Origin of the sequence: Paracoccus marinus, from assembly GCF_007018965.1 — a bacterium.
GTDB classification, from domain to species: domain Bacteria; phylum Pseudomonadota; class Alphaproteobacteria; order Rhodobacterales; family Rhodobacteraceae; genus Paracoccus; species Paracoccus marinus.
Genome location: NZ_VJYZ01000016.1, coordinates 13271 through 38666, shown reverse-complemented (window position 1 = coordinate 38666; position 25396 = coordinate 13271). Strand labels below are relative to the sequence as shown.

The window sequence follows — 25396 nt, the reverse complement described above, 5'->3', positions numbered from 1 at the left end:
AGAACGGCCGACCCGACTACCAATCTCAAACCCGCAGACTCTCGTTATGAACGAGGGACCCGAGGGGGGCAGGTCAGCCCCGGCCTCACCGACACCTTCCAGTTCGGCGCGCACGCGGCGTCCGCCCTCCGCCACGAGGCGGACGGAGACCTTCTTTTCGGCCATGAGGAAAACCTTGATTCTGTGGTAAGTGCTTAGGGCGGAGGGCAGGACTTGGAGTCTCTGTTTCAGATGCCAAAGGACTGACGATGATCGGCCAAAGCCAAAGCACGCAGCACGGCGATGAAGAACCCAAGCCCACCGATCAAGCGGGGCTCGGGTTGCCACTGCGTGGATTTGATAAGGGCGAGGAGGCACAGTCCCGTTCGCTTCCGGCAAAGCAGGACCTGAAGGGACTGGCGCGTGGGGCTGTACCAAACGGCTATCGGGATCGATCCGATCGAACCTGAATCATGCGCGCGGCGCGCCGGTTGGTCTCATGGCGTCAGATCGGGGTCATCGCCGTTGAACGCTCGGCCATCTGCTCGTTGAGTTTGCGCACCATCACCGCCTCGATTTCGGGCAGCAGCTCCGCGGCGATCAGGGCGTTGACGCCCAGCGCCCGCGCCAGCGTGAGGGCCGCGCCCATGTCCCACCCGATCACGGCGCCCGGCGCGATGCGCAGCTGACCGCCGAGGCGCTGGGTCAGGTCCCAGACCTGCCAGCCCTCGACTGTCAGCGGCCGGTTCAGTCTTGCGGGGCAGTCCGGGCAGGGGCCGGTGCAGGCCGCGCAGTAGCCATCGCCCCCGCCGAAGGACCAGTCGGCGAGGGCGCGGAGGCGTTTTTTTCCGCGTCCAGCATCAGGCCTCGGGCGACATATTGCGCCTGGAAGGCCTCGAAGACCGGCCAGATTTCGAGAAGGGCGTCGATCCCGGCCGGGCTGACGGGGACGAGGTTGCCGTCATCGTCCCCGACGCCCTCCCATTCCAGCACCGCCCGGCGGGCGACGGCCTTGGCCATCGCGAGGGCCATGTCCTCCTTGCTGGAGGTTTCCGACAGGCCATCGATGGCGGGATCGGCGCGGGCGGAGACCATCAGCGCGGTTGTCAGTGGGGCCACCAGGACGCGCAGGCCGGGCAGCAGGTCCAGCCATTCGGGCCGGTTCGAAAGGTTCAGACGGATCATGGTCAGTATCCCGTTACGGTGTTGACGAGGACGGCGGTGCACATGCGGGCGGGGCTGGTGGCTTTGGCAGCCTGCCAGTCGAAGGTCGCCTGGATGCCCTGGGGCCCGGGGATCTCGATCCGCGGGACGGGCAGGTAGACGGCGTGGGCGGTTAAGGTGAAACTGGCGTTCGCGCCGAGGCTGTAGGCGAACTCAAGCTCGCAGGGCGTGCCGTCGATGGCTTGGGTTACGAGGGCGCTATCCGCGAAGCGCACTTCGATCCGGCCGGTCAGGGCGGCCATGCCTGGATCGGCGCCCTCGATCTTGCCGTCGTTGCGGATGGTCTCGATCCGGTCGAGGCCGTTGGCATAGGTGATCTCGGCCGAGACCACATTGCCCAGCGCCGTGCCGTTGCGCTTCACCACACCGTTGAAATGGCCGAAGCGTTGCAGCCCCAGCGTGGTCGGCGTGCCAGCGGCCGTGGTGGCCGCAATCGCCTCGCCCTGCGCGATCAGGCGGGCGGTCGCCGTCAGCAGGCCTGAGCGGTTCATCTGCCACGACAACTGGTCCATGACGCAGCCTGCATACATCGCGAACCGCGGCACCTCGGGCATCGCCACCTCGATGGCCATCGAGGGCAGCGTCCAGTTCCCCGACTGGAAGGTGTGGGTCTTGGGCGTGGTCCCCGTGGTGGTCGGGGCGCCGAAGGCCGCCTTCAGCCAGAAGCCGAAGGCCTCCACATCGATCGGCACCACCACCTCGCCATCGGCGGTGACGGCATCCTTGATCGGGGCCAGGGGATCGCGGCCGTAACCGAGCAATTCCGAATTGAGCAGGGGCTGTTCCGCGCCCAGCGTGGTGCGGGCAAAGGGCATCAGCCGATAGCCGCTGGCGGGCGGGGTGCCGTAGACGGTTTCGAACGCAAGCGCCATCTGCGCCCGCGCGCCGTGTGCGCGTGCCATGGGGGTCTCCTTGGATGTGGGGGATGTCAGGCCAGGGGGCCGGTCGTGGTGTGGTGCAGGACGACAGTGATCACCGCTGCCTTCAGCGCCGCCGCGCCCTCGACCGGCAGGTCGACTGAAGCCGGGGACTCGGGTTCAACCCAGTCGCAGAGTCCACCGAGCGTCCTGTCCGCCTCCAGCGCCGCACCGATGGCGGCGATCAGATCGTCGAAGGCGCTGGCCCGACCGGACCCCGCCTGGACGACGACCTCGAGCTCAGCCCGGTGCTGGTAGTGATAGCGCAGCGGTGACAGCGTCACCTCTGGCTCGCCCGGCTGGCCGTCGCGCAGGATGATCAGCCCCGCCGTGGGGATCCGCTCGGGCAGCACCTCGTCACGCAGGGTGAGGGCGGCAAGCGGTTGCAGCCGCGCGTGCAGCGCGGCGAGGACAGTCTCGCGGGTGGTGGGCATCTCTTGTTCCGGGGTTCCGGGACAAGCCCGGGGTCAGTGTTCCCCGCCGCCTTTCGGCAGGGGAAGGTTGGCGAGTCGTCGCGGCAGGTCAGTGCGGCTGTGCAGGAAATCGATGATGATCACCTGCTCGACGTCCTCGACAAACACCACGAAATGCTGGCCTGCCCGCGCAAAACGCAGATCCTCGGGCAGGTTGGGGTCGATCAGCTGGCGGCAGGTTTGGGAAAGGGCGGTTCCTTCGGCGATCCCTCGACAGGTCGCGATCAGGTCGTCTTCATATGCGGCCGCCTGTCTCGGCCCGAAGGTCTCGATGGTCCAGCGCGCAATGTCGGTCAGCGCGCTTTCCGCCCGCCTGGTCAGGCGCCAGGGTTTCGGCATCAGGATCTGTCACGTGCCGTGGCAAAAGCCCGACGGATGGCATCCTCGCCACTTCCCTCGGCCAGATCCCCGCGCCGGGCTTCGTCCAGACCCGCCGTCAGGCGAGCACGCAGATCGGTCATCTCGGCCTCTTCTCGTTCGAGGAGACGAAGTCCAGCGCGCAAGGCCTCGGACGCGTTCTGATACCGGCCGGTCGAGACCAGGCGGTCAACGAGGTCGGATTGCGCTTCTGTCAGGACGACGTTTCTCGTGGCCATGGGTGTCTCCGTGTGGATCATTGGCAATATATGCCAATCCGGCTGACGTGTCGACGGTTCATGTCAGAACCTGCCCACCCACCCCGCGACGATCCGCCCCGGCACGCCGTCGATGGCCCGCTCGGCATCTCGCGCCAGATCCAGCCGCTTGCGCAGCTTGACCTGCGGCACCAGCAGGAAGATCGGCACGGTGGTCAGTCCACGGCCGGTCTTCGCCCGTGACGCCACCGCGCGGCCCTTGCTGTTCAGCCGCCCCTCGGCCACCAGCAAGCTCGGACCCCGCCGCCGGTAGACGAACCGCAGAGGTAGCCCCGTGCGGCGTTCCCATTCGCCGGGGGTGATCCGGCCCCCGCGGGTGGATTTGCCCGCGGCCGGGGTGGGGATGGCCAGCCAGAACCCGTTGCGCGACCGGATCAGCGGCCCTGTGTCATGCGCGCCGACGATCACCGGGGCGTTCGACCAGACCAGCGCCGCGGCGTTCAGGCTCTCGCCGCCCTTGGGATAGGTGGCGAGCCGGATCGAGTTGCCAAGCCGGGTGCCGAGCCCCGCGCCGGTGATCTGGCCGCGCCAAGCGGATTTAAGGCCTGCGCCCGCATCGCGCATGGCGGTGGTGACGGCCTTTTCGCCCGCGGCGATTTCCGCCTGCATCAGGGCGGCGAGGTCGGGGCTGATCTCCAGCTTCAGCTTCATGCAGGCCTCAGGTCCAGCGTCCAGATCAGCCGCTCCCGGTCGCGCAGCGGCTCGCCCTGGATCACATGGCTCTCCGCGCCGATGACGATCACATCGCCCGGGCGCGGGGTGGGCAGGTCCGCCACGCGCACGTCCACCACCGTCGTGTCGCTGACGAACCGGCCAGCGCCGAAGTCGGTCACGCGATCCGGGGCACGGCGGATGATGCGGATCGGGCGTTCCTCGGAGGTGGTGGCCGAGATCCAGAGGGCCGGGGCCGCCATGGAGGCATGCGTGAAGATGCGGTCCATGGCGGCGGCAAAGACGGACATCGGTGGGCCCGTCAGTTCGACGTGTGCAGGCGGATCGCCAGCCGCGGCCGCTTGTTCACCGGCAGGATCGAGGCCTCGGTCATCACGTCGATCCAGCGGCCCTTTTCGTCGAGATGCTGACGCGCATAGAGCGGCAGGCCGATGGTGTTGGCGGTTTCCAGCAGGTTCGCGGGGCCGCCATAGGTGGTGAAGGTGTCCATGGTGCCGAGCGGGAAGGCGATGCCCTCGTTCGCCGGGACCAGCCGTTCGGTGGCCTTGGTAGAGAGGGTGACGGTGCCGGAGTATTCCTCGAACAGGATGCCGCCGAAGGGGAAGTTGCGGCGGACGTCCTCGCGCAGTGGTTGGGCGCCGGTCGAGGCGTAAAACTTGTAGGCTTCCTCGGTCTTCGGATGCGCGATCAGCTTGTCGAAGAACTCGCGGCTGACCAGCGCATGGACCGAGGTCATCGCTTCGCCCAGAAGGTTGTCCTCGATGGCGCGCAACACCTCACGGACCTTGCCCTGCACGTTCGTGCCTGCGGTGCCGAGGACGAAGTCGACCGAGATCTGCGCCAGGCCGAATTCGGTGAAGTAGTTGTAGAGGGTCGTCCCGGCGCCGTCTTTCACAATGCCGCGGAGCGCGTTCATTTCCATGTATTCGCGGGTCTGGGCATGCTTGCGGCGCATGAGCAGCAGCTTGCGGTTCATCACATCGACCAGCGGATCGGCCGCATCGAACGCGCCGCCCAGCGCGGGGGCGCCTTGGATGTCGGCGGGCAGGATCACGTCGTCATGCGGGATCCACGGCAGAGCAAAGCTGCGCATCGAGCGGCCCTCGCGCGTGCCAACGGTGGCGGGGCCGCCGAGGGGGACGGAGGGCAGAAGGCTGAGGACGCCTTCATACTGCTCGATGATGACCGAGCGCTGGCTGACCCCTTCGAAGCGGAAGAGGCCGATCTGGGCGAGGCGGGTGTAGAGGTTGGGCAGGATGTTGATGGCCTGGGTCATCTCGGCCAGCGAATAGCCGCCAGCGTCAAAGGGATTGCGGACGAGGGTCATGGGTTTGCTCCGGGGGATTAAGGGAAGGACGACGCAGAGCGGGCAGCGTCAGACGCCGTCGCGGGCGATGATGCCTGCGGCGGCCAGTTGGCCGATCTTGGTGGTGATCTTCGCTGCGTCATCGACAGTGGCATCAAATGCCAGCTCTGCACGCGACACGATGGCTGGGCCTCGTGCCACTACAATGCCCACACCATCGGCAAGTGTCGCATCGACGGCGTAGAGCAGCACGGCCGAAGCCGTCTGGGCGCCATCGGTGCCGCCACTGGTGGCCAGCTTGTACTTGCCGCTGGCGGTGATGCGGCCGAGGACGGCGCCGACGGGATAGGGCATGCCTGCGAGCAGCGTCACCACCTCGCGGGTGTAGTTCGGGTTGACCTCATATTTGAGGACGTCGCCCATGCTGGGCGGTTCCGTCAGGACGGGCATGGTTCAGTCTCCAGGATGTTGGGGGATGGGGTGCGCCGGGATCAGCGCGACGCGGCGGCCGACTTTTTCGCGGCCGCGACGATGGGGCTTTCCTTGGTGACAGCCGCAGGAGCCGTGGCGATGATGCCCGCGGCGTCACTGCGGGCCGCGAGATCGGCCAGGACCTTGGCGCGCAGGGCCTCGGGCTTCACACCCTTGGCGACAGCCTCGGCGGAATCGATCTGGACGCCGAGGCGCGCGGCCTGTGCGCAGACTTGCGCGACCTCGGCCGCCTCGGCGCGGATGGCTTCGGGCGACATCGCGGCCGCCGCGGTTTGCAGCGGTGCGACTGCCGCTGGCGGGGCCGGTTCCGGCGGGGTGCTGGCGGCAGGCGCTGCCGGAGGCTGCGTATGGTCTTCGGGGGCAGTGGTCATCATCGGGCCCTTTCCTCTGGGGGTGGATGTGCCGCTGGGTGCGGCGGCGAAAGCGCGGAAGGCGGTGACGGGATCGGCCACCTCATCTGCGAGACCGGCGAAGACAGCCGCCTCGCCGCGGAACACGGCGGCTTCGGTGCCCAGTGCGCGTAGGGTGTCGAGGCGTCTACCGCGCCCTTCGGCGACGGTTTCGGCAAAGAGCTGGCGCAGGTCTTCCAACTCGCCCGCGATCCGGTCGCGGACGGCCTCGGGCAAGGGCTGGTAGGGATTGGCATCGACCTTGCGCGCACCCGCATGGATCAACGTGACGGCAATGCCCTTCTGGTCCAGCGCTGCGCTCATGTCGCTGTGCATGGCGACGACGCCGATGCTGCCGACCGCCCCAGTGCGGGGCAGGATGATGCGGTCGGCCTGCGAAGCCAGCGCATAGGCGGCCGATAGGGCATGGTCGGCGACGAAAGCGTGGACCGGCTTCTGCGTCCGAGCGGCCCGGATGCGATCCGCCAGATCGAAGGCCCCCGCGACTTCACCACCGAAGCTGTCGATATCGAGCGCAATGCCGCGGATCGCAGGATCGGCCAGCGCCGCCTGAAGTTGGGCCGCAATTCCCTCGTAGGAAGTCAGCCCCGAAGACTGCCCGATCCAGGCGCCGCGATGCACCAGCGTTCCGGCGATTTCGATGACCGCGATCCCATCCACCACGGCGAAGGGCTGGCCACCGTTGCGCGCGTGGCGATTGGTCAGGTCGTCGCCGAAGAGTGACGCACGGGCGGGCAGGGTGGCTGCATCCTGGTCCTCAGCCGCGATCTCCTGCCCTTCGATGCTGATCTCGCGGCCGGTGATCCTCGGCCCAAGGCCGGTCAGGAATGCCAGCGCCTTGGCGGGATCAACCATCAGAGGCGTGTTGAAGGCGCGCTGGGCGATCTGGGTGTGATGCATCATCCCTCCTCCGCAGGCCGGGGTTCCCGGTCCTCGCCATCGTCTTCCTGATCGCCGCTGTCCTGCTGATCATGCCGTCGGCCCTCGGCATCGCCCGGCCCAGCGCCGCCGCCCGCCGCCTGCGCCGGTGACCCCGGCCGCCGGAAGTCGAGGCCCAGCTCGGCTTCGCGTTTCCGTTCCGCGGCAATCTCGCGGTCTACCTGTTCGGCGTCGTAGCCGCGCTCCGCGATGGCCTGCGTGCGGGATTTCAGGCCCGCCTCGATCTGCAGGATTTCGGCCGCGGCATCCTTGGCCGGATCGATCCAGTCCCACTTGGTGGGCAGCCAGTCGCAGGCGAGGTATTGCCGCCGATCGGTGGCGTAACCTGGCAGATCGATGGCCCCGGCCAGCACCGCCGTGTCCATCCATCGCGTCCAGACGGCGCGGCAGAGCTGATAGACCATCACCGAATGCTGGAAGGCCGAGATCCGTCGGCGGAAGTCGACCAATGCGATCCGGGTGTTCGAGAAGTTTCCCTTCGCGGTGTCACCGGTCAGATAGCCATAGGGCACGCCCAGCGCGGCGCCTATCTGCAGGAGCGTGCGGTATTGGAAGGGCTCGTAGGTGGACCCAGAATCCGGCGTCGATGGCGTGGTGACATCCTCGCCGGGATCCAGTCGCACCACTTGGCCCGGTTCGACCTCCAGATCGTCCTCGGCCGGATCGAGCGCGGTTTCCGGGGCGGGGGAGGTGATGAACATGGCGAACATCGCTGCGGTCTTTTTCCGCTCCAGTTCGGCGTCGTCGTAGAGATCGAGGGTGAAGAGCTTCACCACGGCCGCCGCGAAGCGCGACACCCCGCGAAGCTGACCCGCCTCGACCGGGTCGAGGATGTGAATGACCTCGGAGGCCGGAACGCGGACGGTTTCACCCATCAGCCCCGGATCGGTCATGTCGCCCGGGTGGCGGCGCAGGAAGTGGTAGGCGACGCGGCGGCCGATGCCGTCGAACTCGATACCCTGACGGATCGACCCTGCGCCGGGCAGGACGCGGGTCATGTCCTGCGGCAGCATCTCCGAGGGGAGCATCTGCAGCTGCATGGGCACGGTCAGCCCGTCCTCCGGCCGCCGCGTGCGAATGCGCAGGAAGACCTCGCCTGCGAGGAACACCTCCCGCGCCGCCCGCCGCTGCAACCCGAAAAAGTCGGTCAGCCTCTCGGCATCAGCCTCGTCCGTCCACGCAAGCCAAAGCTTCTGCAACTCCTCCTTTTTCCCCTGATCCGCGATCTTCGACGAGGGCTTGATCCCGTCGCCGACGACGTGGTTCGCGAAGGCATCGACGGCGTTCGCCGCATATCCGTTGTTCCGGACCAGCCAGCGCGCGCGGGCGGTGATGGTCTCGCCCGAGGCAGCGATCAGCGTGTTGACGTGTGCCCGGGTGGCGCGGAAGCCGCGCATGCGGCGGTGAGATTGCGCCGCGTCGAACCCGCCGATGATGGACCCGAGCCGCGCGCGGAAGGCGTCGAGCACCATGGTCACAGACCCTTCGTGGCCACGGTGCCCCAGCGGCGACGACGCGGGGTGGCAGAGGCGGTGGCAATCCGTCCTTCCAGATCCCTGATCGCCGCGGCCAGTTCGGCGTCGGAGCCATAGGTCACGGTCTTGCCGTCGTAGCTGACGCTGCGCAGCCCGGCGAAGCGGGCCTCCTGCAGCGCTGTGAGCAGGGCCTGCATGCGTTCCAGGTCCATCAGTCCCTCATGAAGTTCGGGGTGTAGGCCCGCCGTTTCCGGCGTGGCGTGGTTAGCGTTCCGGCCTTGGGTTGGGCTGGGTCAGTTGGTGCGCTTTCCGTTGCGACGGCAGTGGGCAGGCGCGTTTCCACGCCCGCCTGCGCTTCGAGCCGCCGCCAGGTCGCCTCGTCCCAGCGGTCGGCGCCGAGGATCCATGCCGCGGCACGGGCGTAGACCCGGCAGTCGAGCGCCTCGTTCCGCTCGCGCATCTTCTGCCATTCCTGATGGGCATAGCCGCGCTTGTTTCGGATCGTGACCAGCTGTTCGGCCACCAGCTGCTTCAGCCATTCGGTGTCGGCCCAGCTGGGCAGGTGGATCGTGCCCGGCGCGTCCAGCACGCCCAGCGCCCGATCCCCATCACTCAGACGTTCGATCCGCAGGAAGCGGTAGGTCTCCGCCTTGAAGGTCGCCGTGGCCACCGACCAAAGCCGCGCGCCGCGACGCAGCCGTTTGCCGCCAATGGTGGCGTCCACGAAGGTTGGCCCCGAGACCGGCGTAGCGCGGTTGAAGCCCTCGAGGCCCTTTAGCGGCGCAACCTGCTCGAAGCCGACCTTGCGTGACCAGGCATAGACGGCCGCGGCCTCGTAGCCGGTATCGATGCCCAGCCGCGCCACGGTCATGAAGGCGCCGTTGGCATGCTGCCACGACCGGCCGAGGAGGGCCGTCAGCTTGTCCCAGGCGGCCGGATCGTCTGGGCCGCCCGGGATCACGATGTGATCGACGAGCCAGGACTCGAGGCCCCGGCCCCAGGCCCAGATGTCGACCTCGATCCGGTCCTTCTGCACGTCTGCCCCGGCCGTCAGGAACAGCCCCGCCATCGGTACCGTGCCCGGCTTCCACGCCTCCCGCCGATCCGCCAGCCGCTGCCATTCCGGTGCGTCGCCGCTTTCGACCCACGTCTCGCCCAGCAACGTGTTGCGCGCCGCGCGCAGCGTCTCGTCCGACCCTTGGGCCGCCAGCCATTCCCGCGCGACGTCGGACCAGCTTTTCCACCCGAGCGGCGAGTAAAGTGCCGAGAGGTGGAAGCCGATGGCTTTCGGGTCTGTTGACACGGATGTTGCCCGCCATTCGCCTCGGGCCAGCATTTCGGTCTTGTGGTGCTCGGCGATAGGGCGTTCGCAACCCTCGCAGTGATAGACGGCGGTTTCCGGCTTCCCCTTCGCCCAGCGCAGCCGCTCGAACTGCAGCCATTGCATCGCCCCGCAATGCGGGCAGGGCACGAAGTAGCGCCGCTGATCAGATGCCTCGAACTCGCGCTCGATGCGCGACAGCCCCCGGATCGTTGGGGTCGAGACCATGAACACCTTGCGCCGGTGCGAGAAGGTCGTCGTCCGCGCCTCAGCCAGCGTGACCGGATCGCCTTCCTCGTCGGCCGAGGCCGGATAGGCGTCGACCTCGTCGAGAAACACATAGCGCGCGGGCATCGACCGCAGGCCGGTGGCGGAATTGGCCCCGGTCAGCACCAGGATGCCGCCGGGGAATTCCTTCGACAGCATCGAATTCCCGGCATCGCGCGACCTGGCCGGGTTCACACGCTCGCGCAGCGCCGGGCTATCCGCGATCAGCGGATCAAGGCGGCCCCGCGACGTCCGCTTGGCCAATTCCAGGCTCGGCAGCACTGCCAGCATCGGCCCCGGCGCGTGGTGGATCACGAAGCCGATCCAGTTGTTCCCGGCCTCGGTCGCCCCCACCTGGGCGGCCTTCATGAAGGTGATGCGCTGGGCCGGATGGCCGGGCGACAGTGCATCCATGATCTCACGCAGGTAGGGGGCCCGGGCGGTGCGATACCGCCCCGGCTCGGCCGCGCCGCGTGACGACAGCCAGCGATGCTGATCCGCCCATTCCGAGACCGTCAGGTTCGGATCGGGGCGCATCCCCCGCCGCCAGACCCTCAGAAGGTCTTCGGCACCGTCGAAGCCGAGGTCGAGGTCGGCCGTCAGGTCGTTGTCGTCATCCTCATCATGCAAGCGAGACCCGGAGGTCGGCGAGGGCGTCGAGCTGTTCGCGGACATGGGCTTCCAGCACCCTTTGCATGATCGCGGTCTCGATCGTCACCGATGCCCCGGATTGCCGTTCCACCTCCGCCATGATCTGCGCCGCCATCAGCGCGGCCACCCGTCCGGGCCAGGTCACCCAGACGTCCCGTTCCTGCCGCGCCAGGCGAAACACCAGCGTTTCCGCCCGCGCACGGTCGACCAGCGCCCCCTTCTTCTTCTGGACGGCCAGCTGGCGCTCCTGCGCCGCGTAAACCGTCAGCGCCGTGCGCGCCTTGATGTAGGACGTCGTATCGCCGGGGCCGCTGGCCAGCCCATCGCCACCCAGACTGCGGCGCTGCTGGTCGGGGTCCGTGATCTCCGCCCGCCGCACATCCGAGGCCGCGGCATTGATCGACCCGTCGTCATGGACCACCAGCCGACCGTTCTTGCGCGCCTTCTGCACCCCGCCGCGGGACAGGCCGGAATGCGCCGCATACTCGCGTTCGCTCATTCCCTTCATGGTGCTGTGAAGCCTATCAAGGTATTGAAAATGAACAGGAAAAGAAAATCATTCCCGTTGATTGTCTCTCCCTTCAGAGCGATTCTGCTCCCATCAACAGGCCGCATTGCGCCGACCCCAGGAGGGCTTCACCATGACCACGACCACCATCCGCATCGACTATTCCACCCTTCCCGAGGGCTTCGATCTGAGCCGCCCGGACGCCATCGCCGAAGTCATCGAGCAGGCGCTGCGCGAGAGCGGGATCCCGGCCGAGGCCTCCGACGTCCTGTCGCACCTGAAGATCGAACTGCCGACCGCCCAGCTGGGTGCCGCCAGCCGCACGCTGGCCGAGATGCGGCTGATCTGACGGATGCGATCAGAACGCACTGATATTTCTCCGATTTGCCTACGATCATCCGCCCGAAAGAGCGATGGTGTTGGCACCAGAACGATACAACTCACCGAAGGATGCCCCGCCATGACCACCCGCCGCGCAGCCGACAACTCCAAAGCCCTCGACGCATTCATGGCCGCCAAGGTCGAGATCGACACCATGCTGGAGAGCCTGAAGGCCCTCAGCGACGACCATTTCGAGACCCACCCCGACGAGATCAACTGGGGCCATGTCGGCACGCTGAAGCACTACGCGGGTCTGCTGCGCCAGATCACCGACAGCGCCTTCAAGGAAGGCGAACACGCCGCCTGACGCGCCCCCACGGCGCGACGGCCGCCCCGTCCGATGACGGGGGTGAGCCCGGACCGTGGCCCCAGTGGGGCCGCGTAAGCCGGGCGAACGTCCGTAGAAGGCGCGCACAGCGCGCGCCCACAGCCACGGAGGCCCCGATGACCACCCCGTCCGACACCCAGTCCCTGATCCTCGCTCGTGCCGCGACCCGGCCCGGCAATCTCGCCCTGCCGCTGCCCGAGGGGCTGGTCGGCGCCGCCGCCAAGATGGTCGTCGGCAAGATGATTGCCCGCGGCTGGCTCGAGGAGGTCGAGGCCAACCTGCGGCGCGGCGAACCGATGTGGCGCGAGACCGGCGATGGCCACGGCACCACGCTGATCGCCACTGAGGCCGGGCTGGAGGCCATTGGGATCGAGCCGGTGGTGGCCTGCGCCGTCGCCAATGTGCGGAAGGCAAGGCCGAAGCCGGAACTGGTGCGGATGCCCGACGACACCGGCACCGTGAAACTCGTCGCCATCCGCGCTGGCACCAAGCAGGCGCAGATCATCGCCATGCTCCAGTGCCCAGAGGGAGCGACGGTCGCCGAGATGGTCGAGGCCACCGGATGGCTGGCTCATACCGTCCGCGGCTGCATCTCTGGTGCCCTGAAGAAGAAGCTGGGTCTGCCCATCAAGGCCGAGAAGGTCGAGGGCAGGGGCACCGTGTATCGCGTCTAGCTGAACACCGCCGCTATGCGCTCCGTCGCATTCACGGACGCGCCAGTGCGTTCGCAGACCCAACCCTTGTTCACAGTGAAGGCGAACAAGTGGACGTTTCGGCCGCCGAAGGCGTCGGTGACAATCGCCAGTCTATAGTCGCCGTCCGTGAAGCGCCCCTCCATTACTTCCTTGATGATCCGATATTCGTTGGGGGATACTTCTGCACGAGGGGTCAGTCCGGAGTTCCCCTTTACCTCAACGCAGAGCTTTTTTCCGCCTCGCTCAAACTCTAGGTCCCACCCGCAGTTGTCTGCCTGACGGTCACGATAGTCGGGGCCCAGTGCTGCAATGACAGCTTCAATAGCCGAGATTTCTACCAGCGCGTTATGCTCGGCGTCAGTGCTGCGCTCCGACCCGTTTGACTTCTTGGTACCTGAAGTCTGTCCGGACTTCTTCTCGTCGAAGTACTTTTCGAACTTGCGCATCCATGTGCGCATTTCGTCGCTTTCGTCCGGGAAAAACACAGGGCTTTGACCGGGGAAGCCCTTTTTCCGATTGGGAACGGTGAGCAACCTCTGGGACACAGGCAGCAGCATTGCGTTATCTGCAGATGCTTCGAACTGAAAGTCGATCTTGACGTCTGGGTGTGTTGGAACGGACCGAAGACCTGGTTGCTTTCGGCGCCAAACACGGGCGTTTTCGTACCAGCCGATTACGACGGGCCCTAGCTCTTCATGGGTCGAAATGAAGATCACGCGAACGCCGTCCATGAAGTCGTCTTCCGGCTTTGCACCCAGCCTGTTTATGTTGACGGTCGAGTTCCTTGTTTGAACGAAGCCGTATACCTTGCCGTTCAGAGCATCAAAATTAAGCAATTCATGCCCGTAGCCATTGATCGACACATAGTCGAAGCCGCCTGCATGAACGTCTGCTTCTCCGCGGTAATGAGGCATCCAGACGACATTGCAGATCAGGTTGGGCATGGCACTCTCGCGAAGGCATCTACTGTCAGATGTTAAGGAAGAGTCTGCCCACCTGCTAGGTGGATTTGCTGTAGGCCTTCCGCCCCGTCGCCATCTCCCACCGCCGCACGGCGACATCGCAATAGACCGGATCCAGTTCCACTGCGCAGCAGCGCCGCCCGGTGCGTTCCGCGGCGATCAGCTGGGTGCCGGAGCCGCAGAAGGGTTCGAACACGAGGTCGCCGAGATCGGTGAAGGCCTCCAGTACCGCCTCGACCAGCGCCACCGGGAACACGGCCGGGTGCGATCCGGCGGCACCCAGCCCGCCCTTGTGGCGCATGATGCGGAACACGCTGTCGGGGATGCGGTGGCTCTGGATGGCGTTGCCGAAGCCGGTCTTGCGATGGACCGTGCCGTCGGCCCCGCGCAACCCGCCGCCGCCCAGTTTTTCGCCCGCGTGCTTGCTCTCGACCGTCTTGTTCGGCTTCCGCGGCTGGCGGTTGAAGTGGAAGATGAACTCGTGCGAGGGCGCCAGCCGCCCGTTCCAGTCGCCGGGCAGGCCGGGCCCCTGGTCCCAGACATACCAGCCGAAGCGCCGCCAGCCCTGTGCGCGAATCCAGTCAACCCATCCCTCCCAGTACGGGAGCCACTCGCCGTCGCGGTGGACGAGGCCGAGGTTGACCAGCAGCTGGGCATCGGCGGTGACGGGCGCCGCGGCGAAGACACCTTGCATCAGCGCGTCCCAGTCGCCGACCTTCTCCTTCGCCGCGCCATAGTCGCGCTGCTGCGCGTAGGGCGGGGAGGTGAACATCAGCGAGGCCTGCGCCCCGTCCATCAGCCGGGCCACCACGGCCGGGTCGGTGGCATCGCCGCAGATCAGCCGGTGATGCCCGAGCTGCCAGACGTCGCCTGGGCGGGTGATCGGCTCGGCCGGGGCCTCGGGGATGGTGTCGGCGGTGTCGTCGTCGATGGGCGCGCGGTCATCTGCCTCATGCAGCAGCGCGTCCAGCTCGTCCTCGGGGATCCCGATCAGCCCGAGGTCAAAATCCTCGGCCATCAGCACCCGCAGTTCCTCGAGCAGCAGTGCCTCGTCCCATCCGCCCAGTTCGGTCAGCTTGTTGTCGGCGATCCGATAGGCGCGGCGCTGAGCCTCTGTCAGATGACCCAGCACGATCACCGGCGCCTCGGTCAGCCCGAGCTGGGTTGCAGCGAGGACACGGCCGTGCCCCGCAATCAACTCGCCGTCGGCAGCGACGAGGCAGGGGACGGTCCAGCCGAACTCGGCCATGCTGGCGGCGATCTTTGCCACCTGATCGGCGTCGTGGGTCTTGGCATTCCGGGCATAGGGCCGGAGGCGGGCCAGCGGCCAATGCTCGATCCGGCTGGGTGGCATGATCATGACGCAGGTCCAGCCAGCGGCGTACAGACGATCAGCGTGGTTCGGCCGGGGAGATACCAGCTTGGGAAGTCCTCGGGCCAGGTGACGCGAAGCCCGTAGAGCGCCGCGGTCGCTTCGGTGTCCTGACGCTTCGCGGCATCGAAGTCGCCTTAGAGATGCGCTGCCACCGCGGCGGCCTTCCGGTCCTTCCGGTAGAAATAGCCATGGTCGACAAGTGAGTGCGGCCAGGGATCAACGTGATAGCCGCGACCATTGAACAATCCGCGCCGCGCCAGCACCGAGGGCGAAAAGTCCGACCGGGACAGGTGCCAGCCATGGCGTTCGCCGAAGAGCACGGCCAAGCGCTGGCGCGTCGCCTGCAGATCCTGTTGCAGCGCATTGATCCGGGGATAGCCTTTCGCGTCGCGCAGCTTTTCTTGATAGTCGGTCACCGCGCTGGCGAGCACGGCGATTTCGTCATCGCTGGTTGCAGCCTGCTGGATGGCGAGGACATCGTTCATGTCGCCAGTCTCCTTGACTTGAGGGCGGCGAAGGCCTCGCCGGTTTCCGCCAGCACGGCCTCCAGACCGGTGAATGACTGCCAGCGCTCGACGGCCACGTCGACATAGGCCGGGTTCAACTCGACCCCGAAGCAGACACGGCCTGTGGTTTCGGCCGCGATCAGCGTGGTGCCGGATCCCATGAACGGCTCGTAGACCGCCTGACCGGGGCTGGAGTTGTTCAGGATCGGCCGCCGCATGCATTCAACCGGCTTCTGCGTGCCATGCATGGTATCGGCATCCTGATCCCGGTTGGCGATCTGCCAGAGCGTGGTCTGCTTGCGGTCCCCGGCCCAATGGCCCTTGCCCTTGGCACGCACCGCATACCAGCAGGGTTCGTGCTGCCAGTGATAGTCACCGCGGCTGAGGACCAGCCGGTCCTTGGCCCAGATGATCTGCGACCGGATGGCGAAACCCGCGGCCGCCAGGCTGTCCGCCACGGTCGCCGCATGCAGGGCGCCGTGCCAGACATAGGCGACATCACCGGGGAACAGCGCCCATGCCTCGCGCCAGTCAGCGCGGTCGTCGTTCAGCACCTTGCCGGTGCGTTTCGTCTTGGCGGCGCCCGCCTGATTGCGCCAGGAGGGATCGTACTCCACGCCGTAGGGCGGGTCGGTGACCATTAACAGGGGGCGCACATCGCCCAGCAGCCGCCCGACCACATCGGCCGCGGTGCTGTCGCCGCAGATCAGCCGGTGCGCGCCGAACTGCCAGAGGTCGCCCGGCACCGACACCGGAGTGATCGGCAATTCCGGAACGTCGTCCTCGCCCTCGGCCGCGCCATCCCCGCCCAGCGCCTCGGGATCCCGCAGCAACGCGTCGAGGTCATCGTCGCTGATGCCGAGCAGGGTCAGGTCGAAATCCCCGGCCAGCAGCCCCGCGATCTCGTCGCGCAGCAGGGCCTCGTCCCATTCGCCCAGTTCGGTCAGCTTGTTGTCGGCGATCCGGTAGGCCCGGCGTTCCGCCTCGTCGAGATGGCTGAGCCGGATCACCGGCACCTCGGTCAGGCCGAGCATGGTCGCGGCAAGCACTCGCCCATGGCCCGCGATCAGCTCGCCGTCGTCGGCCACCATGCAGGGCACGGTCCAGCCGAACTTGGCCATGCTGGCGGCGATCTTCGCCACCTGATCGTTGCCATGCATCTTGGCATTGCGGGCATAGGGGCGCAGCCGGGTAATCGGCCAAGACTCTACCTGGCTCGGCGCGAAGACGAGGTCCATGGGATGGGGCTCGGGATGTGGGGAAGGAAAATGAAAAGCGCCCGCGAGGGGGTTCCTCCGGGCGCAATTCTTCGATGATCAAGGGGTAGGTCAATGGGGGCAGGTCTGTCAACCCGAAAAGTGAAGCGGATTCAACAGCTTCTGACGAATTGGCTTTCCGGGGTGGCTTCCGGCCACCTGGCTTCCCCGGAGGTGGCTTCCCTGGCTTCCCGCCGGGAATCCACCCCGGCCAGATCGTGATTCCGCAAGCCGCTGATCTGACTCACGAATTCGGGCGTCAGCGCGCAAGGTGGCTTCCGCCTGGCTTCCCCGGTGAAAATGCCTCACGCTAGCGAACCGCCGCGCTGCGCCCCCCCGCATACGTTCGGGGCCGGGGAGGAACCATGCCGTGGGGGGGTCAGGACGTTAGCTTGATGAGCTGTGCAGACTTCGGATCATAGCGGTAGCCGACTATCGTGCCATCCCTGATCCGGTCCACTGCCTCGTCGATCACGAAAAGTGGCACCATGAACCATTCTTTCGGTACGTAAGGACGGCCAAAGCGATCAATGATCTCCACGTCAAACCTTGCGGGGTCGAAGATCCGGTGGATCAGATTCTCTAGTTTCGACCGGTTGATGTTGAATAGTTCATAGGTGGCAACCACCTCGACATCCGCCAGCAGAAAGGTCGGCTGCAGGTTTGCGCCCGCAATCCGTTGTTTCACGCCGTTACCTGTCACGCCGATCTTGTGAACCAGTTCGCGGTGCGCCGCGACCATCGGGTGATCGGATTTGCTGCGAAGCACATAGATTGTGCCACTGGCAGCGTCTCCTTCCTGTGGCTGATCGGCGAACAGCGGCCCGGCGACAGGATCGTCGATGCGACGACCTGCCTCGTCAGAGGTCAGAGCCTTCTGCAGCGACCGCATCAGCAGATTGCTTTCCGTTCCATTGTCGAAAATCACACGCAGACGTGCATCGGAATTGCCGTTGGCATTGATCTCGACTTTCCCCTTCTCCGCGACGTAAGCCTTCTGACCGCCGAGGATGAAGAACCTGCCAGGCTCGATTTCTGATTTTCGTTCGAACCTGCGCGCAGTCCGGACGCCCTGATCCAGATCACGCTGAACCTGCTCAAACAATGGCTTGAAGGTGGCGAAGTCTGCGCACCGTTCACGGTTGGCGATTTCCTCTGCCGCACGCTTTTCGGCGCTCGGCCGAACATGGCGCAGATCCGTGATATCCAACAATTCATCATCAACGCCCAGCGCTGCAAGCAAGGCATCATCGTCCAGTTCGTCTGCTTCGTCTTCTGACGCGACAGCATGACCGCTCAACAGGCCTTGATGATCGAGGGGAGCCACCAGATCGCGGCATTCCGGCAACTGGGCAATCCGGTCGAGACGAACGGCATAAATCCGTTCAAAAATGTCCCGTTCCTCCCCATGCTGCGGGGCATGGCCATGCTCTTCCACAAATCGCTGGATGTCCTCGAAGCCCGCGATGATCCGTTCCTGCTGCGGCGTGCGCGATCCGACCCGCTTGGCCTCGATTTCTACGCCAAGTTCCGCCAGGAGTGCATCATCGTCGTCAGTAAAATCAGCCATTTGCAGCTTCAGCTTTCATGCGGGCAAGGAATGCGACGCCTTCTGCCATACGCTTTTCCCAGGCGTCCATCGAGGTAATTGACGGAAGACGTCCGCGCTCCTGCTTGAATTTCAAAGCCCTTTTGGCAAGGTCGCGCGCCTCTTCAGGCGTCAGGTTCACCTTCTTTGCGGAAATCACCGCCGCCACACGCTTGAGGCTTTCTTCGCTCATCGTCTTGGCAAGGATCGCGTACGCTTCGCCAAATGGGTTGATCCGGTCGATCAAGTCGATGTCCAAATTTCGGACATTCATAAACTTCCTGACACCGTCAATGAGGGCAGTGTTGCCCGTCCGCTCCGGGTCATTGCCGGAAAGGGCTAGCTCTTTGGCCTTCTGCGTCAGGTTCAGGGCGGCAACGGCATGCTGCCGAACCGCCTCCTGGTCGTGATCGTCCAGCTGCGGGTACCTGTCCTTGACGATCTTGCCCATGCGAACTTGCGTCAGCTCTTCCGGCACCATTTCGGAATCGAACAGTCCGCGCTCGATGGTGGTCTTGTCCTGGACAAAGGCAGTGATCACCTCGTTCAGATCCTGCGTGCAGACGCGCTGCGCGAACTCGCTTTTCGGTTCGGCCAAACCCTTGATCTCGATCTGGAACTTGCCGCTGGTCGGATTGAACCCGACATTGCATTTCGTCGGATCATAGCCCGCTTCACCATAGTCAAAGCCCGGCTCAGCCGTGCTGGCCACCGTCTTCGGCTTAAATTCAAAGCGCGGCGCCAGAACCTGTTCCATCAGCAGACTGGCGGCAATTGCCTTGAGCGTATCGTTCACGGCCTCAGTCACAGCCCCTTCCGAGGCGTCAGGTTCGGCAATCAGGTTGGTGAAGCGCGCCGTCACCTTGCCCGGCGCATCGCGCGTGGCGCGGCCGATGATCTGCACCACCTCGGTTAGGCTGGCCCGATAGCCGACGGTCAGCGCATGTTCACACCAGATCCAGTCAAAGCCTTCCTTCGCCATACCCAGCGCGATGATGATGTCTACATGGTCGCGGTTCATCTTCTGGGCCGGGTCTTTCAGGGCAGCCGACACGCGGTCGCGCCGAGGGCCTTCGTCATCGACCAGATCGGCGATGCGCAGCACCCGGCCATCTGGCACCTTGACCAGCTGGAACCCTGTCACCGGATCGGTGCCCTGCCATTCGCCAAGGGCATCGAGGATGTGCTCTACCTCGCGGTGCTTGTCCTTGGTGCTTTCGCGGGCATTCACATTGGGGATGTGCAAAATCGTCTTCTGTCCTGCGTCCAGCACCCTCAGGATGTCGTCTACATAGGGGCCGTTGTAGAAGAAATACCCGATGTCGAGGTTTTTCAGGTGTTCATAGCCGTTCAACTGCTCGTAATAGGTATAGGTCACCGTTTCAAACTTGGCCTCGTCGGTCGGCATAAGCACCGCCTCGGCGTCGCCGCGGAAATAGCTGCCGGTCATGGCCACGATATGGGCCCTGTCACGCGCCATGAATGATCCGAGGTGCCCACCCAGCTTGTTGTCGGGGTTGGCGCTGACATGGTGGAATTCGTCGATGGCGATCAGGCGGTCGTCAAAGGCCTCGACCCCGAACCGTTCCACCGCAAAGCGGAAGGTGGCATGGGTGCAGACCAGCACGCCGTCGCTGCTCTCTAGAAACGCACCGACCGAGTTCACCTTGCCACCATCCGTGCCGGGCGAGTTGCAAAGGTTCCACCGCGGCTCAACCTTCCAATCCGCCCAAAAACCGAACTTCGACAGTGGCTCATCGGCAAAGCTGGACCCGATAGATTTTTCTGGCACGACGATGATCGCCTGCCGGAGGCCCTGGTTGTGCAGCTTGTCCAGCGCGATGAACATCAACGCCCGGCTTTTGCCGCTGGCCGGGGGCGACTTGATCAGAAGGTATTGCTCGCCACGTTTTTCATATGCGCGTTCCTGCATGACGCGCATGCCGAGTTCGTTGGCAGTGGTCGAGCTGCCGTTGCGGGCATAGGTGACGGAGACAGAGGGGACACTATTTTTCTGCATTATTCATACCTTGCCGCCACCAACGTGCAATGACGCATGCGCAGCATGCCACGCCGCTTCAATATCATCTTCTTTGGCCAGATAGAATTCACCACCCAGCCATTCAGCACATTTGGCCAGTTGCTGTTTGATGGTGTTCTCACTGGCGACTGCAGCGTCAAAGGAATGGAACGCGGAAAACCCGGATCCGCTGCTTGTCCTGACTGTAGCCCATTTAAATGCGCCCCGAGGCATCGACTTCTGGAATGACTGACGGCGCATGTCAGGGCTTGCCGAAAGTCCAATCTTGTAGATCGCGCGCCCTTCGGCTGAGCGTCCAAGATAGGCATCCGTGTTGCCCTCCAGCTTCAGAACATAGAGGTCGCGAGGCAGCTTTCCGAACCTTGGCGGAACCGAGTAGCCGCCTTCGTTGTCGGGCCCGGCCCGGACAGATCCGCTCGTTGCGCCCTCTTCAGTGTCGTCCGAGACATCCATCATTGCGGAGGAGTATATGGGAACCTCTACCCAAGGGGTCTGCCGCAGCAAGTTGATCGTTGTGCTTTCAGCAATGACTTTCCCCATCGCCGACACGTGCCGCGCCGTCCGCGATAGTTCAGGAAAGACATCCTGCGCACGAAGCCGATATTCCGGCAGATAGCTGAAGGCGCGCACGGCCCGAAGCGAGTACCTCCACTGGTCACGATCTCGTGCATGGTGGATCGGGTGCGTGAACTCATCGCGATCACCCGTCTCGTGGGTCACCAGCATGAAACCTGCGATCATCCCCTTCAGCTTCGGGTCGATGTAGGTCTTGTTGCTCGTGACATAGCATACCGTAATGAACGGATCAGTCAGGCCCGTCAGCAGATTGGCGCGCCGCGTCTTTCCCCGATTGCCAGACCATCCGACTGTGCCCCACGTCTCCGGGGTCCATCCCCAGAATGATGTGAACAGCACAGAAGTGTCGTCAGTCCAGAAATCGGTCTCGCTCGCTATCATTGCGCAGAGACCCTTTGGTCAAGACGCCGCAGGAAAAGGCGCGCTGTGATGAGTGTTACTTGAAGTCGGAAGGTTGCGTCCTCTTCTTCTGACAGACCTGCGTGGCCACCATGCGGATGCATTCGGTTCATCAGGCCCTGCACAAACTGGGTCTTTTGTGGGTGCCATTCATTGTACTCTTCCAGCAAGAATGGCGGCGTCACGCCCGAGCCAAGAAAATCTCGGCGGGCCTTACTATCGCCCGAGCCAGAATAGCCCAAGCGATTGGCGATCTCGTCTAGGTAGCTTTCATATAGTTTCCGGAGCTCGCCATTGGCCGACGACCATTCGCCCCTCTGGAATGCCGAAAGGGCCATCTGCAGATGGCCTGCCGCGACCGTTAATTTGTGCTTCCGCAGCAGGTTGTCGACCTCATTTTCTGCCTCGCGCAAGTCCAAACCTGGCAGGTCGTCGGGCAGCATCCGCCGAAGTGTTGCGACTTCAATCTCGCTCGGGCCGTCGCCGAAGATCGACTGCCTTCCGCTAGGGTCTGGAACTCGATCAACGACAATTTCGAAGCCGTCGAACCTCAATCCAGCGATGAATTTCCGCCAAACAGGTCCGCTCCTCTTGTGATCCGGAGCTTGGACAGCCAACTCTACAATCGCGCGGCTGAACTTCATCTTCCCCGTCTCGGTCATCACGAAGGGGTCAAGGCCGGTCGCAACCTTGGACCAGCTCGCTATCCTTGCCGACTTGGACGACGTCGATATGTACTTCTCAATGTCCCACTGGACCTCAAGGACATTCATGTCGCTATGCGCCTTGAAATCCGCGATGACCTCTACGGCCGCAACGATGGTCAGCCTGTTGAAATCGGTCATGCGCGAGCTTTCGGTCTGGTGGTCATCTTCGTGTACATCTCGAACAGCTTTTCCAGCCGTTCGGTGTCGTTCTTGAAGCGGCGGCCGATGTAGATGCGTTCGAGGGTTTCGTCGTTGCGGTCGTGGGCGGCGCGCAGGTTTTCGGGCATCTTTTCGGGGTCGTATAGGTCGGCGATGGTGGCGGGGAAATGCGCCTCGCGGGCGAGGAGGATGTCTTCGGCGCAGGCGGTCAGGTCGGCCTTGTTCTTTTCGGTCAGGGTGGGGACAGGAAAAGTGTTCCAGCCCAGAACATTTGAATAGCGATATCTCGTCTCAAGTTGGCCACAGGTCGTTGCGATCCAGATCAAGTGCGCACGTGAAACGAGAATGCCAAGTTGCCAGAGGTCCGCGTCATATATCGCGAAGGCTTCGCTCGAAACCACGGTTTTGGCATCGACAACGCCTGCTGGAAGGAAGCTTCGGCTTTCAGAGGACGTTCGTGGCATGACAATCGTTCTGAAACTCGATTTACGCATCTCCCGAAATTGATGTGGACGTGCAGCTAGCCCGCGCCCACCAGCATCTGAGCTCTTCGATCGCATTTTTTGGACAGCTTGAACTCGCGACTTTATGGCTAAGTTCTGTTCGGCCAGTAGCCGATCATCGTTCTCGATCCACAGGCAGTAACGCTGGATATTGCTGATGAACTCCTTGGAGCCGAGGACTCGTCTTATAAATCTAGCGCGGTGCTCTGAACTCAGACCAATCGCCTCAAGCTCATCTCGTGTAAGCAGCAAGTTCCCGCCATCATACGGCATATTCCCGAGGTCCATCACCGATAGGGAGCTAAAGGGAGCCTTGCGCTTCTCAACGATCAGATTAGGTCCATTCACGAGATAGCAATTGATATTTTCAACCTGTCGGGCAACGGTTTTCCCATCATCGTCTATCGAAAAAATTGTCTTCGGCCCCGAATGGTCGGACGCCATCCCGATTATGACGACAGTTACACCAGCGTTGTTTGCTGCCAGATTTGACCAGCGAAAGGACGTTTGGGCAAAGAAGATGCTGTAGCCACCAGTGAACAGTGCAGGCCAGAGCAATGGGACTTGGTGGCCTTGTGAGATTGAGTTCGTGCTAACGAACGCGAATCTCGACTTAACCCGTTTTCCATACTCGACTGCCTTCACGAACCAGCAGGCGACATAATCGACATATCCGTGTTTTATCCCCTTGGCTCCGAGCGTGCGTTCCAAATCATCAATTTCGGAAGGGGTCTTTTTGCCTTTGCCTGCATACGGTGGATTCCCGCAAATATACGTCTCCCCGCCCTCATTCTCGAAATCAATCTGCGCCTGATCCAGCGGCGTGTGGAACAGGTCCTCGGCCTGAAACCGCACCCCAGTCCCTGTGGGCGGGCAGATCGACAGCCAGTCAAGCCGCAGGGCGTTGCCTTGGGTGATCCAGTTCTGCGCGTTCAGCGGCAGGAACTCGGCCCGGGCCTGCACTTCGCCGCGATAGGTCACGTCGCACTGGAACTCGGCGATGATCAGCGCCAGCCGGGCGATTTCGGCGGCAAAGTCGCGCAGCTCGATGCCGCGGAAATTGGTCTTGGGGATAGCGGTCTTGGCATCGGCCTCGCCCCGGCGCTGGTTGATCACCGCCTCGATCGCCCGCATCTCCTTGTAGGCGATGACAAGGAAGTTGCCCGACCCGCAGGCGGGGTCGAACACCCTGATCTTGGCCATCCGGTTGCGCAGGTTCAGCAGTTTGCGGGGGTTGTCGCCCGCCTCCTCCAACTGCGCGCGCAGGTCATCGAGGAACAGCGGGTTCAGCACCTTCAGGATGTTCGGCACGGAGGTGTAGTGCATGCCCAGTGCGGACCGCTCGCCCTCATCCGCGACGGCCTGGATCATGGAGCCGAATATGTCGGGGTTGATCTTGGTCCAGTCGAGGCCGCCGATGTGCAAAAGGTAGCTGCGCGCGATCCTGGAAAAGCGCGGAACGTCGGTGTCGCCGGAAAAAAGGCCGCCATTCACATAGGGAAAGGCGTTGGCCCAGTTGCGCAGGTCGGCCGTGGGGCGCAGGTCTAGCCGGGTGTTCATCGCGCGGAAGATTTCGCTGATGACCCAGTGGGTGTTGGTGCTGGCCGGGTCGCTGAACTGGCTGACGGTGGTGGTGAACAGGGTGCCGCCGTTGAAGATGCCGGTGTCTTCGGCGAAGAAGCAGAAGATCAGCCGCGCCATGAAGTGGTTCATGTCATGGCGGCGCGCCTCGGTGCCCCATTCGGGGTTGTCCTTGAGCAGTTCGACATAAAGCCGGTTCAGGCGGCCAGTCGCCTTGATGTCAAAAGCGCTTTCGCGGATCTGTTTGACGGTGGTGATGCCCGCGAGCGGCAGGAAAAAGCCGAAATGGTCGTGGAAATCGGGATAGGCGCAGGCAACCGGTGGCTCGTCAGAGGTGAGGTCTTCGGCCTCTAGCGTCTCGCCATCGGTGGCCAGGATGAAGCGGGCCTTGCCCTTCGCCGTGGCCGGACTGGCGCGAAGGGCGGCGATGGTGGTCGAGGTTTGCCCGGGCGCGCAGGTCGCAATGTGGATATTGTTGGTCTGAAGGACGCCACCCAGATCTGACTTGTTCGACACGCCGGTGCGCAGGCGCTTGAGGGTGGTGTCCTTGTTCCCGAAGGCTTCAAGGAACTGGAAGGGGAATTCCTGCCGGTCGAAGGGTTTTTCGGCCAGTTCGGAAATGGCCTGTTCAATTTCGACGGCGTTCATTGGTCGTTCCAGGGGTTAATCACGCGGATGCCGCAGCCGTCGAAATCCTTGACGTTGCGGGTGGCAATGGGGGCATCTGTGGCGCGGGCGATGGCGGCGATCTGGCAGTCGGCCTCGGCAATCGGTCGGCCTACAGCGCGACGCTGGGCCGCAATCTCGGCATAGGCTTTGGCGGCAGGGCTGTCGAATGGCAGGACCCGTGACTGGAAGTCCTGGTCGATCATTGCGTCGATGGCGGCTTGCAGCCGGTCGCGGCGCTGGCCGTCGGGAAGGATCGCAACGCCGGTGCGCAGTTCTGCTTCGGTGATTGCCGAGATGAAGAGGTCGGACGCGTCGTGCTGGCCGAACCAGTCCAGCACGATCTGTGCCGGTTCCGCGCGCATCAGTTCGGAGATGACGTTGGTGTCGAGAAGGATCATTGA

General features: G+C 64.1%; 29 protein-coding genes. 4 read left to right on the top strand and 25 right to left on the bottom strand.

The genetic code is table 11. The features are described from left to right. The first annotated feature begins 248 nt into the window (after positions 1-248). On the top strand, positions 249-449 hold the full coding sequence (locus FNF32_RS09020) for a hypothetical protein (RefSeq protein WP_143796607.1): 201 nt from the start codon (positions 249-251) through the stop codon (positions 447-449). Positions 450-484: 35 nt separating this feature from the next. Here FNF32_RS09020 and FNF32_RS15300 read toward each other — a convergent pair whose 3' ends face one another. The 15 genes from FNF32_RS15300 to FNF32_RS08950 form a co-directional block, all read right to left on the bottom strand. Further along, a complete protein-coding gene (locus FNF32_RS15300; protein WP_425467901.1) occupies positions 485-643 on the bottom strand; it encodes a DUF7697 family protein in 159 nt (52 codons plus the stop codon). 83 nt (positions 644-726) lie between these two features. Continuing rightward, positions 727-1164, bottom strand: coding sequence for a hypothetical protein (locus FNF32_RS09015; RefSeq protein WP_143796606.1), 438 nt, complete (start codon positions 1162-1164; stop codon positions 727-729). Between the two features lie 2 nt (positions 1165-1166). Continuing rightward, positions 1167-2105 (bottom strand): phage tail tube protein, encoded by a 939-nt coding sequence (locus tag FNF32_RS09010; RefSeq protein ID WP_143796605.1) that lies wholly within the window; start codon positions 2103-2105, stop codon positions 1167-1169. 26 nt (positions 2106-2131) lie between these two features. Then, complete coding sequence (locus tag FNF32_RS09005) at positions 2132-2554, bottom strand: acyl-CoA transferase (RefSeq protein ID WP_143796604.1); 423 nt, start codon at positions 2552-2554, stop codon at positions 2132-2134. 33 nt (positions 2555-2587) lie between these two features. Next, positions 2588-2932 (bottom strand): type II toxin-antitoxin system RelE/ParE family toxin, encoded by a 345-nt coding sequence (locus FNF32_RS09000; RefSeq protein WP_143796603.1) that lies wholly within the window; start codon positions 2930-2932, stop codon positions 2588-2590. After that, positions 2932-3189, bottom strand: coding sequence for a type II toxin-antitoxin system ParD family antitoxin (locus FNF32_RS08995; RefSeq protein ID WP_143796602.1), 258 nt, complete (start codon positions 3187-3189; stop codon positions 2932-2934). The genes FNF32_RS09000 and FNF32_RS08995 overlap by 1 nt, the downstream gene beginning before the upstream one ends. A 63-nt stretch (positions 3190-3252) precedes the next feature. After that, complete coding sequence (locus tag FNF32_RS08990) at positions 3253-3879, bottom strand: DUF6441 family protein (protein ID WP_143796601.1); 627 nt, start codon at positions 3877-3879, stop codon at positions 3253-3255. Further along, positions 3876-4190 (bottom strand): head-tail joining protein, encoded by a 315-nt coding sequence (locus tag FNF32_RS08985; RefSeq protein ID WP_143796600.1) that lies wholly within the window; start codon positions 4188-4190, stop codon positions 3876-3878. Before FNF32_RS08985 ends, FNF32_RS08990 begins: the two co-directional genes overlap by 4 nt. An 11-nt stretch (positions 4191-4201) precedes the next feature. Next, positions 4202-5227, bottom strand: coding sequence for a major capsid protein (locus tag FNF32_RS08980; RefSeq protein ID WP_143796599.1), 1026 nt, complete (start codon positions 5225-5227; stop codon positions 4202-4204). A gap of 48 nt (positions 5228-5275) precedes the next feature. Next, the gene (locus FNF32_RS08975; protein WP_143796598.1) at positions 5276-5656 is read right to left on the bottom strand and encodes a head decoration protein; all 381 of its coding nucleotides are present in this window, start codon (positions 5654-5656) and stop codon (positions 5276-5278) included. 41 nt (positions 5657-5697) lie between these two features. Beyond that, a complete protein-coding gene (locus FNF32_RS08970) occupies positions 5698-7008 on the bottom strand; it encodes a S49 family peptidase (protein ID WP_143796597.1) in 1311 nt (436 codons plus the stop codon). After that, on the bottom strand, positions 7008-8519 hold the full coding sequence (locus FNF32_RS08965) for a phage portal protein (RefSeq protein ID WP_143796596.1): 1512 nt from the start codon (positions 8517-8519) through the stop codon (positions 7008-7010). Before FNF32_RS08965 ends, FNF32_RS08970 begins: the two co-directional genes overlap by 1 nt. Positions 8520-8521: 2 nt before the next feature. Further along, a complete protein-coding gene (locus tag FNF32_RS08960; protein ID WP_036706918.1) occupies positions 8522-8734 on the bottom strand; it encodes a phage head-tail joining protein in 213 nt (70 codons plus the stop codon). Further along, positions 8734-10785, bottom strand: coding sequence for a phage terminase large subunit family protein (locus tag FNF32_RS08955; protein WP_143796595.1), 2052 nt, complete (start codon positions 10783-10785; stop codon positions 8734-8736). The genes FNF32_RS08960 and FNF32_RS08955 overlap by 1 nt, the downstream gene beginning before the upstream one ends. Further along, positions 10733-11269 carry a hypothetical protein gene (locus tag FNF32_RS08950; RefSeq protein WP_143796594.1) on the bottom strand — a complete coding sequence of 179 codons (537 nt, stop codon included), beginning with the start codon at positions 11267-11269 and terminating at the stop codon, positions 10733-10735. The genes FNF32_RS08955 and FNF32_RS08950 overlap by 53 nt, the downstream gene beginning before the upstream one ends. A gap of 133 nt (positions 11270-11402) precedes the next feature. On the opposite strand from FNF32_RS08950, the gene FNF32_RS08945 reads away from it, so the two are divergent. The 3 genes from FNF32_RS08945 (at position 11403) to FNF32_RS08935 (ending at position 12652) form a co-directional block, all read left to right on the top strand. After that, the gene (locus tag FNF32_RS08945; protein WP_036708719.1) at positions 11403-11618 is read left to right on the top strand and encodes a hypothetical protein; all 216 of its coding nucleotides are present in this window, start codon (positions 11403-11405) and stop codon (positions 11616-11618) included. Between the two features lie 111 nt (positions 11619-11729). Further along, on the top strand, positions 11730-11957 hold the full coding sequence (locus tag FNF32_RS08940) for a hypothetical protein (RefSeq protein ID WP_143796593.1): 228 nt from the start codon (positions 11730-11732) through the stop codon (positions 11955-11957). Positions 11958-12094: 137 nt separating this feature from the next. Then, positions 12095-12652 (top strand): DUF3489 domain-containing protein, encoded by a 558-nt coding sequence (locus FNF32_RS08935; RefSeq protein ID WP_143796592.1) that lies wholly within the window; start codon positions 12095-12097, stop codon positions 12650-12652. Here FNF32_RS08935 and FNF32_RS08930 read toward each other — a convergent pair. From FNF32_RS08930 to FNF32_RS08885, 10 genes are all read right to left on the bottom strand, one after another. Further along, positions 12649-13617 (bottom strand): protein NO VEIN domain-containing protein, encoded by a 969-nt coding sequence (locus tag FNF32_RS08930; protein WP_185961906.1) that lies wholly within the window; start codon positions 13615-13617, stop codon positions 12649-12651. The two genes, FNF32_RS08935 and FNF32_RS08930, sit on opposite strands and share 4 nt — an antisense overlap. Before the next feature lie 55 nt (positions 13618-13672). After that, on the bottom strand, positions 13673-14995 hold the full coding sequence (locus tag FNF32_RS08925; protein WP_143796590.1) for a site-specific DNA-methyltransferase: 1323 nt from the start codon (positions 14993-14995) through the stop codon (positions 13673-13675). A gap of 149 nt (positions 14996-15144) precedes the next feature. Next, on the bottom strand, positions 15145-15495 hold the full coding sequence (locus FNF32_RS08920; protein ID WP_143796589.1) for a hypothetical protein: 351 nt from the start codon (positions 15493-15495) through the stop codon (positions 15145-15147). Beyond that, a complete protein-coding gene (locus tag FNF32_RS08915) occupies positions 15492-16754 on the bottom strand; it encodes a site-specific DNA-methyltransferase (RefSeq protein WP_143796588.1) in 1263 nt (420 codons plus the stop codon). Before FNF32_RS08915 ends, FNF32_RS08920 begins: the two co-directional genes overlap by 4 nt. 397 nt (positions 16755-17151) lie before the next feature. Continuing rightward, the gene (locus tag FNF32_RS08910; protein ID WP_143796587.1) at positions 17152-18342 is read right to left on the bottom strand and encodes a GIY-YIG nuclease family protein; all 1191 of its coding nucleotides are present in this window, start codon (positions 18340-18342) and stop codon (positions 17152-17154) included. After that, complete coding sequence (locus tag FNF32_RS08905) at positions 18335-20380, bottom strand: pseudomurein-binding repeat-containing protein (protein WP_143796586.1); 2046 nt, start codon at positions 20378-20380, stop codon at positions 18335-18337. Before FNF32_RS08905 ends, FNF32_RS08910 begins: the two co-directional genes overlap by 8 nt. Before the next feature lie 3 nt (positions 20381-20383). Further along, the gene (locus FNF32_RS08900; RefSeq protein ID WP_143796585.1) at positions 20384-21358 is read right to left on the bottom strand and encodes a hypothetical protein; all 975 of its coding nucleotides are present in this window, start codon (positions 21356-21358) and stop codon (positions 20384-20386) included. Further along, positions 21355-22221: a hypothetical protein gene (locus FNF32_RS08895; RefSeq protein ID WP_143796584.1), complete on the bottom strand. Its 867-nt coding sequence runs from the start codon at positions 22219-22221 to the stop codon at positions 21355-21357. Before FNF32_RS08895 ends, FNF32_RS08900 begins: the two co-directional genes overlap by 4 nt. Next, positions 22218-24974, bottom strand: coding sequence for a class I SAM-dependent DNA methyltransferase (locus FNF32_RS08890; protein ID WP_143796583.1), 2757 nt, complete (start codon positions 24972-24974; stop codon positions 22218-22220). Before FNF32_RS08890 ends, FNF32_RS08895 begins: the two co-directional genes overlap by 4 nt. After that, positions 24971-25393, bottom strand: a complete 423-nt coding sequence (locus tag FNF32_RS08885) for a type II toxin-antitoxin system VapC family toxin (protein WP_143796582.1) — start codon at positions 25391-25393, stop codon at positions 24971-24973. The genes FNF32_RS08890 and FNF32_RS08885 overlap by 4 nt, the downstream gene beginning before the upstream one ends. Between the last annotated feature and the right edge of the window lie 3 nt (positions 25394-25396).